A 16,511-nucleotide genomic window follows, 5' to 3' on the forward strand; every position below is an offset into this window, starting at 1 on the left:
CTTGAGGTTTATTGGTGTTATATCTTGAGATTTTTCGGGAAAAGGGCACAATCGCTTTAGTTTCGCATCTTGCGAATAAACGAACTCTTACAAATGGATGTTAGAACGCTGGCGCTATGAAAATTATTGTTGATGAAAATATGCCGTATGCTGAAGAGCTATTCAGCCAACTCGGTAACGTAATTCTAAAACCAGGTCGTACACTGACCGCCGATGATTTAGTGGATGTTGATGCCCTAATGATTCGCTCAGTCACCAAAGTGAATGCTGACCTGATCAGCAAAGCAAACAAGCTGAAGTTTGTTGGTACGGCCACGGCAGGCATGGATCATGTTGACCAAGCACTCTTAAAAGAGAAAGGCATTTTCTTCACTGCTGCGCCAGGGTGTAACAAAGTGGGTGTAGCGGAATACGCGTTCAGCGTGATGATGGTGCTCGCTCAGCAACAAGGTTTCTCGGTATTTGACAAGACGGTAGGTATTATTGGTGCAGGCCAAGTAGGTAGCTACCTAGAGAAATGTTTGAAAGGCATGGGTATTAAAGTTCTCATCAATGACCCATTCAAACAAGAGGCTGGTGATCCTCGTAGCTTTACTCCGTTGACAGAACTGATTGAAAGCTCAGACATCATTACACTACATACGCCAATCACCAAAGATGGCCCATACCCAACGCATCATTTGATTGATGAGAAGGTATTAAATGGTCTCCGCAGCGATCAAATTTTGATTAACGCGGCTCGAGGTCCCATCGTTGACAACGCTGCTTTGAAGCAACGTCTTTTGAAAAATGATGGCTTTACAGCGGCACTCGACGTATTTGAATTTGAACCAGAGGTTGATATGGAGCTTCTGCCTCTGCTAGCATTCGCAACCCCTCACGTTGCAGGCTACGGCTTGGAAGGGAAAGCTCGCGGTACAACGATGATTTTCAACAGCTACTGTGAGTTCTTAAATAACGAATTACGTGCGCATGCCAGCGATTTACTGCCAACCGCGCCTGTTCCTACTATGGTATTGGACAGAGCTTGGGACGAAGCAACACTGCATAACATCACGCAGTTAATCTATGATGTGCGTAGAGATGACGCTCTTTTCCGCCGTGAAATCAGTAAGCCAGGCGCTTTTGACCTGATGCGTAAAAACTACTGGGATCGCCGTGAATACAGTGCTGTCACGCTAGTGGGTAACAAAACATGTAACCTTGCTCCATTAGCAGAACTAGGTTTTCAGATTGAGGTAAGTCAATGAGCCAGCAATATAATGTTGCCATTTTAGGTGCGACCGGTGCGGTCGGTGAAACAATTTTGGATGTGCTTCAAGAGCGCAAATTCCCAGTAGGCGAAATCTTCCTACTCGCGAGTGAGCGCAGCGAAGGCAAGACTTACCGCTTCAATGGTAAAACGGTACGCGTTCAAAACGTAGAAGAGTTCGATTGGTCTCAAGCGCATATCGCACTGTTTTCTGCTGGTGGTGAGCTATCAGCCAAGTGGGCTCCAATTGCCGCTGATGAAGGCGTGATTGTTATCGACAATACATCACACTTCCGTTACGAGTACGACATTCCTCTTGTTGTGCCAGAAGTAAACCCAGAAGCGATTGCAGAGTTTCGTAACCGTAACATCATCGCGAACCCGAACTGTTCAACCATCCAAATGCTGGTGGCACTAAAACCAATTCACGATGCGGTGGGCATTGAGCGTATTAACGTATCAACTTACCAATCGGTATCTGGTGCAGGAAAAGCGGGTATTGATGAGCTAGCAGGTCAAACGGCGAAGCTGCTAAACGGTCTGCCTGCAGACAAGAAGCAATTCTCTCAACAGATCGCGTTTAACTGTATTCCACAAATCGATCAAATGATGGAAAACGGCTACACCAAAGAAGAAATGAAAATGGTGTGGGAAACACAGAAGATCTTTAACGATCCATCAATCACAGTCAATCCAACGTGTGTACGTGTTCCTGTATTCTACGGTCACGCAGAAGCACTCCACATTGAGACTCGTTCACCTATCGATGCACAAGAAGTCGTTAACTTGCTTGAACAAACTGACGGTATCGAAGTGTTCCACGGTGAAGACTTCCCTACACAAGTTCGCGATGCGGGCGGTAAAGATCATGTAATGGTTGGCCGTATCCGTAACGATATCAGCCATCATAGCGGAGTAAACCTGTGGGTTGTTGCTGACAACGTGCGTAAAGGCGCGGCAACTAACGCGGTGCAAATCGCAGAAGTTCTGATCCGCGATTACTACTAAGTCGTTTACAATTCATTTCAAAGCCTCGCACAGTGCGAGGCTTTTTTGTACGAACGAAACAAAATAGTGTGAGATTAGTACGAATATGGCGAGAGCCACACATTTTTTATTCTCAACGCTATAGTTTTGCATGCGATATCCGATATATTTAACCGATCACCATTTCAAATTGTATTTAGCACAAAACTGAGCCTTCTATGCGTCAAAATTATAAGCGTTTGTTAGCAGCCCTTGTGTTGATGAGCGCGACTCAGACATCATCAGTGGTTCAAGCCGAAGGAATTCGTCTTGTTGGACCGTCTGGTGAAGTGCAATCATCTCCGAGCTATGCTGAAGATATTGAGCGAGCATTACCTGCTCCTCCTGCGAATACTCAACCGTCACGTTTCTTTGGTCCGACTGGTGAAAATCAAACACTATGGTCGATCGCTTCAGAATTACGACCTTCACGCGGTGTTACCGTTCAACAAACGCTTCTTGCCATTTACCGAATTAACCCTCAAGCGTTTGAGAACCAAAACATTCATGAATTGATCCCAGGTAGTCGGCTACGAGTACCTTCTCTAGAGCAAGTGCAAAGCGCGACCACAGCGCAAGCTGTTGCGATTATGAAGGCGCATGAAGCTAAGTTAAAACAGCCGAAGCCGACAAATAGAGCGACGCCAGCACAACGAGTCACCGAGCAACCAAAGCCACAAATTAAAGTAGAACCCAAGCCTGCGGCTAAGCGAGAGACAGTGGCAGCAACGGAGCCAAAACCAACTCCGAAAACAATACCCGTCATCCCTGCGCCACCAGTAACCACCTCTCCGCAGGGTGAAAAGCAGGTCAGTGCGCTAAAGGACAAACTTCAAGGCTCACAAAGTGAATTAGAGTCATTAGAAGAGAAGAATCATCGTCTTCGATTGATGCTGTCAGAAGTGCAAAGCGAAGTCGAAACTTTGAAAAGCGAGCTGAATGACGAAGAACGCATTCGCTCGGAAGTCGAGAAGCTGCTTGCTGAAGAACGCCAGCGCCTTGCTGAACAACAACGCATGCAACCAAGCACCATGGACAAAATTTTGTCGAATGGTTGGCTTGTTGGTCTTGCGGCATTAATTCCTGGTGCTTTGATTGCGTTGCTAGTTGTTATGCTTCTTGGTCGACGCTCTAAAGCGAAAGAGGAAGATGCGGCTGCACAGGAACAGCAAAACGTTGATCCTCTTGCGGCGACAATCGGTTTAGCGGCGGCGGATGAGCTTGATGAAGAGCTCACGCTTGATGATGAATTGTTTGCAGATGAAGATATCAACACACAGTCTTTACAAGAAGAGAAGTCAGATTTAGAAGAAGACGTCTTTGCTAACCTCGACGATGAAGAACTTGATTTCAATCTGGAAGGGGACGATGACCCATTTGCAGATATTGGCGATGACGGTGACCTAGATGTTGGTCTGGATGAGTTTGAGTCATCGAACAATGGTATCCAAGTCAACGGCGAAGAAAAAGCGCTTGGTTTAGAAGAAATGGAGCGAGCCTTAGATGAGGTTGCTCCAGAACTAGAAGTGCTCGATGACGATGAGTCTGGCTTCGATCTTTCGGATGATACGAATGAGAAATCAGACTCACTTTCAGACGACGCATTTGCCGAGTTACTTGCAGCCGATGAGCCGTCAGAAGAGTTACCAAGTGACACTGTCGACCAGGATATGCTTGATGACTTGTTTGCTGAACTTGGCAACGATGACTTCGATTTAGATACTGATGAGCCTGAGTTAAAACAGCCCGTTTCGGATGATGACTTTAGTGTTGGAGAGGCATCTGACGACGATATCGATAAACTATTGGCCCAGTATGAACAACCGGCTAGTGAATCGGAAGTTCGAGAAGCTGACGCCAATGAAGGTCCTGTTCTAGATGAAAACAGTACAGAGCTACTCGATGAACTCATTGATTTTGATGAAGATGACACAGACGAGTTTGATCCACTAAACGAGCTAGAAGCAATCTCTGGTTTTGAAGGTGATGACTCGATCGAAGAGTTAGACGCAGATAGCACAGACTTACTGGATGAACTCATTGATGATGTTACCTCTGAACTTGATGAAGAGACTGAAGCTGATTTAGATCCGTTTGATGATCTGATTCGAGAGGACGAGAGCCCAGAGCAGAATAAATCGGAAGAGGAAGAGTTACTGAAATCACTTGGTTTTGGTGAATCAGACGCCGACGAAAAGCCATCTTCCGTAGTTGAGTCAGAACAAACTCATGAAGATCAGGACATTGAGTCTGGATTGGACATCGACGCTTTATTAAGTGAAAGCCAACCAGACGCTGCAAAAGATCAACCATTAACCGAGCCAGAGGCTGCTTCAGAGCCATTTAGCAGCGATGAATTTCTTGGTGATTTAGAGGACCTCTCACCAGAGAATGATCCTTTAATGAGCGAGCTAGACGACCTATTTGAGTCAGACAGTGAAGAACTTCTGCCAACAGAACAAGAAAAAGCGGATTTTTCTGCTGAACTTGACGCTCTATTTGATAGTGAAGACGATTTACCGCAGCAAGTTGAAAAAACACAAACGGAGATAGAGGAAGCTTCATCACTACAACAAGAGGCTACCGATACTGATTCAACACAAGAACCATACGTGGAGTCCGATGCTGAGGTACAGCCTCACGTTGAGCAAGAGGAAGACATTCCAGCCTTCACGCCGACACCAAATACAATAGAAAATGAATTCGGTGTTCCACAAGAAGAAGATTGGCTACTGGATGAGCCTGAATTGGAGCCGGAAACTGAGTCGACCAACGATTCAGAAGAAGAATTCAATTTTGATGAGCTAGATCTTCCAGAATTCAGCGAAGAAGATGCTCTAGCATCTATGGCTGGCGAACCTGCGTTAGAAACGTCCGAGTCCGTTGAACCAGAACAAATTGAAGCCGACTTGCCAGCTGAGTCCGAAGAAGAGTTCAATTTTGATGAGCTGGATCTTCCTGAGTTTAGTGAAGACGACGCATTGGCGTCTATGACGGATGAGCCGGAGTTAGAAACGTCCGAGTCCGTTAAACCAGAGCAAGTCGAAGCTGACTTACCAACCGAGTCCGAAGAAGAGTTCAATTTTGATGAGCTGGATCTTCCTGAGTTTAGTGAAGACGACGCATTGGCGTCTATGGCTGGCGAACCTGCGTTAGAAACGTCCGAGTCCGTTGAGCCAGAACAAGTTGAAGCCGACTTGCCAACTGAGTCCGAAGAAGAGTTCAATTTTGATGAGCTCGATTTGCCAGAGTTCAGTGAAGAAGATGCACTGGCGTCTATGGCTGGCGAACCTGCGTTAGAAACGTCCGAGTCCGTTGAGCCAGAACAGGTTGAAGCCGACTTGCCAGCTGAGTCCGAAGAAGAGTTCAATTTTGATGAGCTGGATCTTCCAGAATTCAGTGAAGAAGACGCATTGGCGTCGATGGAAGAAGAGCCAGAATTACCGAGCTCTGAGACTGCAGATATAGAACCAATCTCCGGTGAGGATGAAGAGTTAAGTTTTGACGACCAAGATCTTCCAGAGTTCAATGAGGAAGATGTTCTCGCGTCAATGAACGAGGGTGCGCCAGAGAGCCCTAAGGTTGAAGCAGAGACATCGAGACCAGCTATTCAAGCCGATAACGATCATGATGCTTTGTTTGAAGTCTTTGCGCAGCAAAACGGCTTTGATACTGACCCAGAAGTGCAGCCAACAGCGACAGAGGGTGAGCCGCTCAGTAATTTGGATGATGAATCATCAATGGCTAACCTTCTTGCGGAAGACGCAAACTCAGAAGTATTTGAAGGTAAACTAGACAGTGACACCATCGCAAGTGCAGGTATGGATTTTGAAACCATGCTTGATGTTGGAGATGATTGGGATGGCTTTAAACCCGCCGCTGATAACGTAAGTTCTACTGAAGAAGTGCCTGAGGACCAGCGTGATGTTTGGAATTCGAGTGATGCACTAAGTCAGCCAAAGATCGCGCAAGAAAACTGGGCAGAGCAAAGCGACTTGGATGACTTCGACCCGAAGAAAAATCAATTTATGACGATTGATGAATTGATGGCTCAGGTCGACAGAGAAGGTGGTGAGTTCGAAGAGGAAGACCTTAAGCTCGATGTCGGATTGAACGAGTTTCCAGATGTTATCGGCGAGATCGGCGATATTGACGTAGATAGCAATGCTGAAGCGGCTGGGAAACTGGATTTGGCTAAAATCTATCTCGAGATGAACGATTCTCAAGGGGCGATTAAACTACTAGAAGAGGCGATTGTTTACGGTGAGGATGATATTCGCCGCGAAGCAAAAAGCCTGATTGATGCCATTAATGGCCGATAAACCGAAACAAAAGGGTAGCGTTTGCTACCCTTTTTGTGTCCCGTTAGTAGGATGCTACCTTTATGTTACCCTTGGTGAAACTGGCAACTTGAGGTGACTTGAGTATATACTTCCCGCCCCATTTTAGAGTTCGAAGGTTAAGATGAGAATCGCATTAGGTATCGAGTACAACGGTACAAACTACTTTGGTTGGCAGCGCCAAAGAGAAGTGAAAAGTGTCCAAGAAGAGCTAGAGAAAGCATTGTCCGTCGTCGCTAATCACCCAGTTGAAGTTCAGTGTGCTGGTCGGACAGACGCAGGCGTGCATGGCACGGGACAAGTTGTGCACTTTGATACCAACGTTACTCGAAAAATGGTAGCTTGGACCATGGGCGCAAACGCGAACATGCCAAGCGATATAGCGGTTCGTTGGGCTAAGGAAGTTTCAGATGATTTCCATGCAAGATTCTCAGCGACAGCTCGCCGTTATCGTTACATTATTTTCAATCATGCTTTACGTCCAGGCATCCTAAACTCGGGGGTTAGTCACTATCATGGTGAGCTCGACGAGAAAAAAATGCATGAAGCAGGGCAGTTCCTACTCGGCGAAAATGATTTTACGTCGTTTCGCGCGGCGCATTGTCAGTCTCGCAGCCCATTTCGAAACTTGATGCATCTGAACGTTACGCGCCATGGGAACTATGTGGTTATTGATATTAAAGCCAATGCGTTCGTGCATCATATGGTTCGTAATATCACGGGTAGCTTGATAAAAGTTGGACGTGGCGAAGAGAGTCCTGAATGGATCAAGTGGTTATTAGAAGCCAAAGATCGCAAACTAGCGGGTGCGACAGCGAAAGCGGAAGGTCTGTACCTGGTAGATGTAGACTACCCAGAAGAGTTTGGGTTACCTGAAGTGCCGATCGGTCCACTGTTTTTACCAGATAATTTGAACTAATTTTACAAACTTATTTCAAAATATCGGTAGTGTTTACATTGAATGTGAACGGAAAACATACGCTATTTACGATATCAAAAATAGGTACAACCAGTTTTTTATCTACAGTAGCTGCAAGATATGGTTTAATCCGTCGGTATTATGTCGAATTTATATCTTTCGCAATGAAGCGGAAGAGTTGAGAGAAAAGGTCTTCCATGAGTTGGCTTGAAAAGATTTTAGAGAAAAGCAATCTAGTAAGTTCACGCAAAGCTTCTATCCCAGAAGGTGTGTGGACTAAATGTACCTCTTGTGAACAGGTTTTATACCATGCTGAACTAGAGCGTAACTTAGAAGTTTGTCCAAAGTGTAACCATCACATGCGTATGAAAGCGCGTCGTCGTTTGGAAACATTTTTAGATGAAGGTAATCGAGTTGAACTAGGTTCTGAACTTGAGCCACAGGATAAACTGAAATTTAAAGATTCTAAGCGATACAAAGAGCGTATCTCTGCTGCACAAAAAAACAGCGGCGAGAAAGATGCGCTAGTTGTTATGCAGGGTGAATTGCTTGGTCTGCCGCTTGTGGCGTGTGCGTTTGAATTCTCCTTTATGGGTGGTTCAATGGGTTCAGTCGTTGGTGCTCGCTTTGTGAAAGCAGTGGATGCAGCCATTGAAAATAACTGTGCGCTTGTTTGTTTCTCAGCAAGTGGTGGTGCTCGTATGCAAGAGGCTTTAATGTCTCTTATGCAAATGGCAAAAACCAGTGCTGCGCTTGAGCGTTTATCAGAACAAGGTCTGCCGTTTATTTCTGTTCTAACTGACCCTACAATGGGTGGTGTATCAGCAAGTTTGGCTATGTTGGGTGATATCAACATCGGTGAACCTAAGGCCCTCATTGGCTTTGCTGGTCGTCGTGTAATCGAGCAAACTGTACGTGAAGATCTTCCTGAAGGTTTCCAGCGTAGTGAGTTCCTACTTGATCACGGTGCTATTGATATGATCGTTGACCGTCGTGAAATGCGTCAGCGTGTGGGTGGTCTTATCGCTAAGATGACTAACCACAAGTCTCCTTTGGTGGTTTCGGTTAACGAATCTCCAAATGAAGAGCCATATTCTGTACCAGAAGCGGACGAAAAAGGGTAAAGTATCAACTAACATAAAAACCAAAGAATTTAATGGTTAAAGTTAGATGACCCAAAACCCAATTCCTCAAGCCACATCTTCATTAGAGATGTGGCTTGATTATTTAGCAAATATTCATTCCTCAGCAATTGATCTAGGCTTAGACCGTGTCCAAGCGGTAGCAAACAAAGCCAATCTTACCAAACCAGCTCCAACAGTAATCACCGTTGCCGGAACCAATGGCAAAGGCTCAACGTGTGCGTTAATGGAAGCCATTTTACTTGATGCTGGCTATTCAGTCGGTGTTTACAGTTCTCCGCACCTGATTCGTTACAACGAGCGTGTACGCATTAATGGCGTTGACGTTGTAGATGCAAAGCACTGTGAAGCATTCGATTATGTAGAAAAGCAGCGTGGTGATATTAGCCTTAGCCTCTTTGAATTCGGTACACTTGCTGCGCTACGTATTTTCCAAGTAGAGAAAGTTGACGTTGTCTTACTTGAAGTAGGACTTGGCGGTCGTCTAGACGCCACTAACGTTGTTGACCATGATGTTTCTGTTATTACGAGCTTAGCGATCGATCATGTGGATTGGCTTGGTGATGACATCAATGTTATTGGCTTTGAAAAAGCGGGCATTTACCGTTCAGGGAAGCCAGCAATTTGTGGTCAACCAACGCCACCAGCGACCGTGGCGGCTCATGCTGACGATATTGGTTCTGAGTTCTTCCAAGTAGGTATTCAGTACGATTACCAACTAACTGATAATGGTTGGAAATGGAGCAGTGGGGCATTTGAGTTAGAGGATTTACCAATCCCATCGCTACCATTACAAAATGCAGCCACTGCACTGATGGCACTAGGGGCTTCGGAATTGCAAATCACTGACATAAATATTGTCAATGGCTTGAATAATGCTCGTTTGGCGGGGCGTATGCAGGTACTGCATCACGAACCTGAAATAGTCCTTGATGTCGCTCATAACCCGCACTCTGCTGAGTATTTGGTAGAGAGAGTGAAGCAACAATATCTGGGTAAGAATATCCATATTGTGGTTGCAATGCTGCATGACAAGGACATTAAAGCAACCATTGAAGCGCTAACTCCAGTTGCAACACAATGGTATCCAGCGTCGCTTACTGGACCGAGAGCGGCGACCGCTGATGAATTGTGCCAATACTTACCTGATGGGCAAGTTCATTTTGAAAACCCTGTTGACGCCTTCGAGAGTGCGAGAAGCTACGCAAAGGCAGGAGACGTTATTCTGGTGGTTGGCTCATTCCATACCGTCGGAGAGGTATTGGAACATTGGCAATCAAATAATAAATAAGTAAAGGTATTTTGATGGCAAGTAAATTCCAAAGTCGTTTAGTCGGCACCATCATTCTAGTCGCAGTCGGAGTCATTGTTCTTCCCGATGTGCTAGATGGTAAGAAACTGCACTACAAAGAAGAATTTGCCAGTATTCCTATCAAACCAGAACTTGATAGTGATGTGGAAAACTTCGAAATATTAGAGCCAGTGGAAGACGACATTACGTTACCGGATTCTCCGGTTGAAGCTGTAGTGCAAGAACGTGAGGATGCTCAAGTAGCCGTTTCTGAGCCCGAGCCAGTGCCAACATCTAAACCTGAGGTCATCAAACAACCAGAGCAAGTTGAGGTCGTCACTCGTCCTGTTCAAGAGAAAAATCAATATGAAGATTCAGCTTGGATCATTCAGTTGATGGCACTTAAGAATCACGAAAATGCTGTCGCGCTTGTCGCGGATTTGCAAAAGCGTGGTTATCAAGCTCACACAAAGAAAGAAAACGAGTTTACGAGAGTGATTGTTGGCCCTGATGTGTCAAAAAGTAAACTTGAACGACAAGTTCAAGAATTACAAAAAATTACAGGTTCAAAAGGTCAATTGCTTAAATTTAAGCCATTAAATCCATAAGAAAACGTTTGCGTCAGCATTTTTTCTGTTAAAATGCGCGCCAACTTAAGATGAAGAAAAGATGAATTGGATAGATTTTATCATTTTAGGTGTGATCGGATTTTCAGCTCTGATCAGTTTAGTTCGCGGTTTTGCTAAAGAAGCTTTGTCTTTGGTGATTTGGTTCGGAGCGTTTTTTATCTCCAGTAATTACTATGCCAAATTGGCGGTGTACTTCACCAACATCGAAGATGATATGTTTCGTAACGGAGCGGCGATCGCGGCGTTATTTGTCGCAACCTTGGTAGTTGGTGCAGTGGTGAATTACGTCATTGGTCAACTGGTACAAAAAACAGGGCTATCAGGTACGGACCGAATTCTCGGGATTGTATTTGGTGGTCTACGCGGAGTCTTAATTGTTTCTGCGGTGCTGTTTTTTATGGATGCGTTTACTGCATTCCCAAGCTCGGATTGGTGGAAAGATTCACAGTTGATCCCTGAGTTCAGCCGTATCATCGCCCCATTCTTCGAGCATTTACAAGCAACATCAAGTTTTCTGTCTGGCACTATCTAGTAGTGCCAGCTACTGTCGCAAATCGAGGATTAGGACATGTGTGGTATTGTTGGAATCGTGGGCACAACGCCTGTAAACCAGTCTATTTATGACGCGTTAACGGTGTTACAGCATCGTGGCCAAGATGCCGCTGGTATTTGTACCATAGAAAGCAATCGTTTTCGTCTGCGTAAGGCGAACGGTTTAGTCAAGGATGTATTTGAAGCAAGACACATGCAACGCCTGCAAGGCGAGGTCGGAATTGGTCATGTTCGTTACCCTACAGCAGGCAGTTCAAGCGCTTCAGAAGCTCAACCTTTCTACGTAAACTCTCCTTTCGGTATTACACTTGCCCACAACGGTAACTTGACTAACGCCAACGAAGTTCGTCAGAAGCTGTTTGAAAAAGATCGCCGTCATATCAATACCACTTCAGACTCTGAAGTATTACTAAATGTACTCGCGCACGAAATTGACTCAGTAAAAGGAAATGTCACGACCGAAGACGTATTCCGCGCAGTCACCAATGTTCATCGCACAATTCGCGGTGCTTATGCTGTGACAGCTATGATCATTGGTCATGGTATGATTGCATTTCGTGACCCACACGGTATTCGCCCGCTGTGTTTAGGTAAGCGTGAAGTTAACGGCAGAGCAGAGTACATGGTTGCGTCTGAATCGGTGGCATTGGATGCGGTCGGTTTTGATTTCGTCCGTGATGTTGCACCTGGTGAAGCGATTTACGCAACGTTTGACGGTGAGCTTTACACGAAGCAGTGTGCAGATAATCCTAAGCTGAACCCTTGTATTTTCGAGTTCGTGTACTTTGCTCGTCCAGATTCGTTCATCGATAAAATTTCGGTATACAGCGCTCGCGTTGAAATGGGTAAAAAGCTGGGCGAACGTATTCGTGAAGATTACGCAAACCTTGATATCGATGTTGTCATTCCTATCCCTGAAACGTCTTGCGACATTGCACTGCAAATCGCACAAGCGATCGATATCCCTTATCGCCAGGGTTTCGTGAAAAACCGTTATGTTGGACGTACGTTTATCATGCCTGGCCAGCAACAACGTAAGAAATCAGTACGTCGCAAGTTGAATGCTATTCGTTCGGAATTCAAAGGTAAGAATGTGTTGCTGGTGGATGACTCTATTGTTCGAGGTACAACGTCAGAGCAGATTATAGAGATGGCTCGTGATTCTGGTGCCAAGAAAGTGTACATGGTCTCAGCGGCTCCTGAAGTTCGTTTCCCGAACGTATACGGCATTGATATGCCAAGTGCTACAGAGCTTATTGCCCATGGCCGTGACAACGATACAATTTGTAAGCAGATTGGTGCCGATGCGCTTATTTATCAACGTCTAGAAGATTTGGTAGAAGCTGTAGGTCTTGGAAATCAAGACATTACTCAGTTCGATACTTCCGTGTTTAACGGTGAATACGTAACGGGTGATATCGACCAACAATACCTAGATTTTTTAGATGGTCTTCGTAACGATGATGCGAAAACACAACTTGAAATCCAACAGGACTTAGCAAACCTAGAGCTTCATAACGAAGGCGCATAGGATGCGCTTTCTTAAGTCGTAAAAAAAACCAGAGCTTCGGCTCTGGTTTTTGTTTTCGCTATCTAATTAGTGAATGTTATAAGCGATCACAAAGTCAATAAAGAGGCGAACTTTCTCTGGCAGGTGATCTTTGTGGTTGTAAAGCATATAAATGTCGCGCGGGTTTGCACTCCAATCTGGCAGTACGCGTACCAAATCGCCGCTCTCGATGTACTCTTTGATCATGACATCTGGCATTAGTGTGATGCCTAAACCTTCGGAACAAGCGCTGCGCACCACATTGAGCGCGTTTGCTTGAAAACGACCACGGTCAACATTCACCACAGACTCGCCTTTGCTATTAATCAAGGTCCACTTAATAAGCGGGTACCCTTTTAGCAATGAATGGTTAGAGAGCTCTTCTGCATGATGTGGCGCAGGATTCGAGGTTAGATAGTCAGGGCTTGCAACGAGAATATCCTTCACTTCGCCAATCTTACGCGCGATGAGGCTAGAGTCGCGTTGAGGTCCCACTCGAAAAATTACATCCCATTCAGTAGGGTCAAGCTTGTCCGCATTATTCTCTGTCGTTAGCTCAATGTTGATGTCCGGGTACTGCTTCATAAAGCTGTTGAACATCGGCATCATCATTCGTTTAGTTAAGTTGTAAGGCGCGGATATCTTAATCTTGCCGGATGCTCCTCGGCAGTCGTCAGTGATTTCCTCTGCTGCGGTTGTTAGCCTTTGTAGTAAAGGAGAGCACTCATGGTAAAAACGTTCCCCTGCTTCAGTGAGCGAGAGTTTGCGAGCATGACGGTTCAATAGTCGAAGATTGACAGAGTCTTCTAGCGCTTGAATGCGTCGGGTGATGGTCGCAACCGGGATCATGGTTTTTCGCGAAGTTGCGGTGTAGCTCCCATTTTCGACAACCAGTCGAAACAGGTTTAAGTCATCTAATTTCATATTTCCAGACACATTAAATTACCGATTACGGTTAATTTATAATTAACTTTGTGATCAAAGCTTGCTTTAAGTCAACATGTTGCATCATTTGAACACAGCAACCCTGTTTGAGTAAATACTGTTATACGCCGTAATATTTGTATTAATGCAGTTTCCGAGCTAAGTTTTATAACAAGGCGAAGCGGCCTCAGGTCTTGCTGTGACACGTTTTGCTGGAAGTAAACACAACAAAAATAATGACTTAATAATAAATCTGTTTTTTTGACTGAGCTTTGTGAGGGATAAAGGTATGTTTAAGACTCACAGTCAAACGGCAATGGTCTCGGCACAGGAAGTGATTAATCAAAAACTAATAATGTTGGTGGACGATGATCCAATATTTCGTAAAGTAACCAATGCCTATTTAGAAAGTCAGGGTTTTAAAGTAGTAGAAGCAGAAAACGGCCTAGAAGCGCTTCAACAACTCAGGGAATGCCAACCCGATCTTATCTTATGTGATTTATCGATGCCGGTCTTAGATGGTATCGAGTTCGTCGAAGAAGTTAGTCTCGAATACCCATATATGCCGCTTATCGTGGTATCAGGCACGGATGAAATGTCCGATGTCGCGAAAGCGTTGCGATTTGGTATTAAAGATTTTCTTCCTAAACCGATAGGTAATTATGAGCACCTATCTCAGGCGATAGAGAATACGCTAGAAGATACCGATAGTCACTTCTCAGAACAACGTGACTTTTCAAGTCAGTGGTTCAGGGTTGATGATGGTGGTGAAATCCCAGATGAACAAGAGCTGTATTGGCATCTGGAATATTTACAACAGAATCCGAGTGCGGCAAGAGATTTACTGCAAGCGCTATTGCCAGAGAAGGATGCTGCTCAGGGAGATTGGCGCTGCTCGTACCGTTTATTGCAATCGACGGATGTGATGCCCTTGGTTTTCGATTATCGTTGGTTAATGAATGGTCAATTTGCGTTTTATCTCGTTGATTCTGCTTCCCAAGCTAATGATGGAGTTGCGACGACATTGCTCGTTAGGGCATTGTTTGACGATTATCTCCGTAACTTGAAAAGTTTCAGTGCTGATCTCAAGGACATGGTAGGGATCATTGAAAAAGGAATTGAGTGTTCGGAGTGTGCGGGTGCAGTCAATGCTGTGTTTGGTGTCGCCGACCTCGCTTCATCCTTGGTCTCTATATTGCCTGCGGGTTTAGATAGCCATTGGTCTGACGGAAATACGAGTCAACACATCGCAGCAGGTAACCGTTTAGGGGGAGGAAGTATGAAAAACTTCATCACCCGCGATTTACCGCTTAGTGTTGCAGGACAGTTGTCTATCGGGTGTTTAGGTTCTTCAAGTTTTAGTTTAAGTATTACCCGGAAATCCCGACTAGTATAATTATGACTTGCAAACCAATAAGCAGCGTCCTTACGCTGCTTATTATCTTTTTAGAACCACCAAAACAACATACGTTTAGTTTAATAACCTTACTTTTTACTGGTGTTTAGATTTGGCTGTTTAATGTATAGTCAGCGCTTAAAACAATAATGACCCATTTGTGCAACGATAATTTAACGCTGTGCCTTGGGAGAAGCAAAGTCAACTAGTGAGAAGACACATCATGGCAGACAAAGATTTTAAAGAGCCTTATAATATTTTTTACTTTTTAGGTTTTATTGCAGTTCTTTTGATCCCAACACTTCCTGCAACGCTAACCTGGCTTCGTGTAATGAATGGTTACGCAGGCTTTTAATCTAGCTATTTTGTACCGGAGTTCACCATTCGTATTAAGCGTTACTTTTTCAATACTGTTGGTGGACTCTGTATTGTGCTCGGCATAGCCGGCATAGCCCTTCCACTTTTACCCACCACACCTTTTATTTTGCTTGCTAGCGCATGTTTTATGCGTGGTAGCCCCGCATTTCATCAATGGTTACATAACCACAAAACGTTTGGACCCATTCTCGACAATTGGCATAAGCATCGGGCTGTTACTTCAAAAGTAAAAAAGCGTGGTGCGATTTTTATTGCGCTTAGTTTCATGGTTTCAATCGTTGTTGTCCCCCTCGTTTGGGTAAAAATTGGTCTTTTAGTGATGCTAATCGTTTTACTCAGCTGGTTTATGCGTCTGCCTGTGATTGAGTTGGTTGCTGACCGAGAAGAAAATCACTAAGATTGTAGAGAATAGTGTGCCCGCTCTTCGAGTGGGCGTTTGTATTTTCAGCGCCTGTGACTTTTACGAAAATAAGCACATAGTGGTGAAAACCTATTGTTCGTTGCCCTCGTGATACTGCGATTAGAGAGGGCGATGAGCCAATCTAAGTAAATCGGTATTATGACTACAGAAACAATTTCACTGATCAAATCTAGCATCAAAAGCATCCAAGACTACCCAAAGCCAGGCATTCTATTTCGTGATGTGACGAGCCTTCTTGAAGATGCGAAAGCATACCAAGCGACGATCAACTTACTTGTTGAACGTTACAAAGATATGGGCTTTACCAAGGTTGTGGGTACGGAAGCTCGTGGCTTTCTATTTGGCGCGCCTTTAGCGCTTGAGCTAGGTGTTGGTTTTGTACCAGTGCGTAAACCAGGCAAGCTACCACGCCCTACTGTTGCTCAATCTTATGAGCTTGAATACGGCGTTGATACACTAGAAATCCATACAGATGCCATCGTTGAAGGCGACAAAGTACTGGTTGTCGACGATTTATTGGCAACGGGCGGTACTATTGAAGCGACGACTAAGCTGATTCGCCAACTGGGTGGTGAAGTTGAGCACGCTGCGTTCGTTATCAACCTACCAGAAATCGGTGGCGATAAACGTTTAGAAGCACTAGGTCTAAACGTGTACAGCATCTGCGATTTTGAAGGACATTAATACATTCA

14 protein-coding genes are annotated in these 16,511 nt (G+C 44.8%); 13 read left to right on the forward strand and 1 reads right to left on the reverse strand.

Annotated elements, in window-relative coordinates; translation table 11 throughout:
- The first annotated feature begins 116 nt into the window (after window positions 1–116).
- From R7P80_RS08165 to purF, 9 genes are all read left to right on the forward strand, one after another.
- Entirely contained in the window at window positions 117–1,250 is a 1,134-nt protein-coding gene (locus R7P80_RS08165) for a 4-phosphoerythronate dehydrogenase (RefSeq protein WP_005380560.1), read from the forward strand.
- Window positions 1,247–2,260, forward strand: a complete 1,014-nt coding sequence (locus tag R7P80_RS08170) for an aspartate-semialdehyde dehydrogenase (protein WP_005380562.1) — start codon at window positions 1,247–1,249, stop codon at window positions 2,258–2,260. The genes R7P80_RS08165 and R7P80_RS08170 overlap by 4 nt, the downstream gene beginning before the upstream one ends.
- Before the next feature lie 197 nt (window positions 2,261–2,457).
- On the forward strand, window positions 2,458–6,600 hold the full coding sequence (locus tag R7P80_RS08175) for a FimV/HubP family polar landmark protein (protein WP_225491496.1): 4,143 nt from the start codon (window positions 2,458–2,460) through the stop codon (window positions 6,598–6,600).
- Between the two features lie 142 nt (window positions 6,601–6,742).
- The gene (gene truA, locus R7P80_RS08180) at window positions 6,743–7,537 is read left to right on the forward strand and encodes a tRNA pseudouridine(38-40) synthase TruA (RefSeq protein ID WP_005380566.1); all 795 of its coding nucleotides are present in this window, start codon (window positions 6,743–6,745) and stop codon (window positions 7,535–7,537) included.
- A gap of 197 nt (window positions 7,538–7,734) precedes the next feature.
- Complete coding sequence (gene accD, locus R7P80_RS08185; RefSeq protein WP_225491495.1) at window positions 7,735–8,661, forward strand: acetyl-CoA carboxylase, carboxyltransferase subunit beta; 927 nt, start codon at window positions 7,735–7,737, stop codon at window positions 8,659–8,661.
- A 46-nt stretch (window positions 8,662–8,707) separates the two neighbouring features.
- Window positions 8,708–9,970: a bifunctional tetrahydrofolate synthase/dihydrofolate synthase gene (folC, locus tag R7P80_RS08190; protein ID WP_225491494.1), complete on the forward strand. Its 1,263-nt coding sequence runs from the start codon at window positions 8,708–8,710 to the stop codon at window positions 9,968–9,970.
- Between the two features lie 14 nt (window positions 9,971–9,984).
- Complete coding sequence (locus tag R7P80_RS08195; RefSeq protein ID WP_005380588.1) at window positions 9,985–10,578, forward strand: SPOR domain-containing protein; 594 nt, start codon at window positions 9,985–9,987, stop codon at window positions 10,576–10,578.
- Window positions 10,579–10,639: 61 nt separating this feature from the next.
- A complete protein-coding gene (locus tag R7P80_RS08200; protein WP_005380590.1) occupies window positions 10,640–11,131 on the forward strand; it encodes a CvpA family protein in 492 nt (163 codons plus the stop codon).
- Window positions 11,132–11,167: 36 nt separating this feature from the next.
- Window positions 11,168–12,682 (forward strand): amidophosphoribosyltransferase, encoded by a 1,515-nt coding sequence (purF, locus tag R7P80_RS08205; protein WP_005380592.1) that lies wholly within the window; start codon window positions 11,168–11,170, stop codon window positions 12,680–12,682.
- Window positions 12,683–12,748: 66 nt separating this feature from the next.
- On the opposite strand, the gene R7P80_RS08210 is transcribed toward purF, so the two are convergent.
- Window positions 12,749–13,624, reverse strand: a complete 876-nt coding sequence (locus R7P80_RS08210; RefSeq protein ID WP_005384959.1) for a LysR family transcriptional regulator — start codon at window positions 13,622–13,624, stop codon at window positions 12,749–12,751.
- A 289-nt stretch (window positions 13,625–13,913) separates the two neighbouring features.
- Between R7P80_RS08210 and R7P80_RS08215 the strand changes: the two genes are divergently transcribed.
- From R7P80_RS08215 to apt, 4 genes are all read left to right on the forward strand, one after another.
- Window positions 13,914–15,020: a response regulator gene (locus tag R7P80_RS08215; RefSeq protein ID WP_225491493.1), complete on the forward strand. Its 1,107-nt coding sequence runs from the start codon at window positions 13,914–13,916 to the stop codon at window positions 15,018–15,020.
- A gap of 223 nt (window positions 15,021–15,243) precedes the next feature.
- A complete protein-coding gene (locus R7P80_RS08220) occupies window positions 15,244–15,375 on the forward strand; it encodes a hypothetical protein (protein WP_005380608.1) in 132 nt (43 codons plus the stop codon).
- Window positions 15,376–15,408: 33 nt separating this feature from the next.
- Complete coding sequence (locus R7P80_RS08225) at window positions 15,409–15,795, forward strand: YbaN family protein (protein WP_080276930.1); 387 nt, start codon at window positions 15,409–15,411, stop codon at window positions 15,793–15,795.
- Window positions 15,796–15,957: 162 nt separating this feature from the next.
- A complete protein-coding gene (apt, locus tag R7P80_RS08230) occupies window positions 15,958–16,503 on the forward strand; it encodes an adenine phosphoribosyltransferase (RefSeq protein ID WP_005380615.1) in 546 nt (181 codons plus the stop codon).
- Window positions 16,504–16,511: the final 8 nt, after the last annotated feature.

The sequence above is a fragment of the Vibrio sp. 2092 genome (assembly GCF_033339635.1).
Classification (GTDB): Bacteria; Pseudomonadota; Gammaproteobacteria; order Enterobacterales; family Vibrionaceae; genus Vibrio; species Vibrio alginolyticus.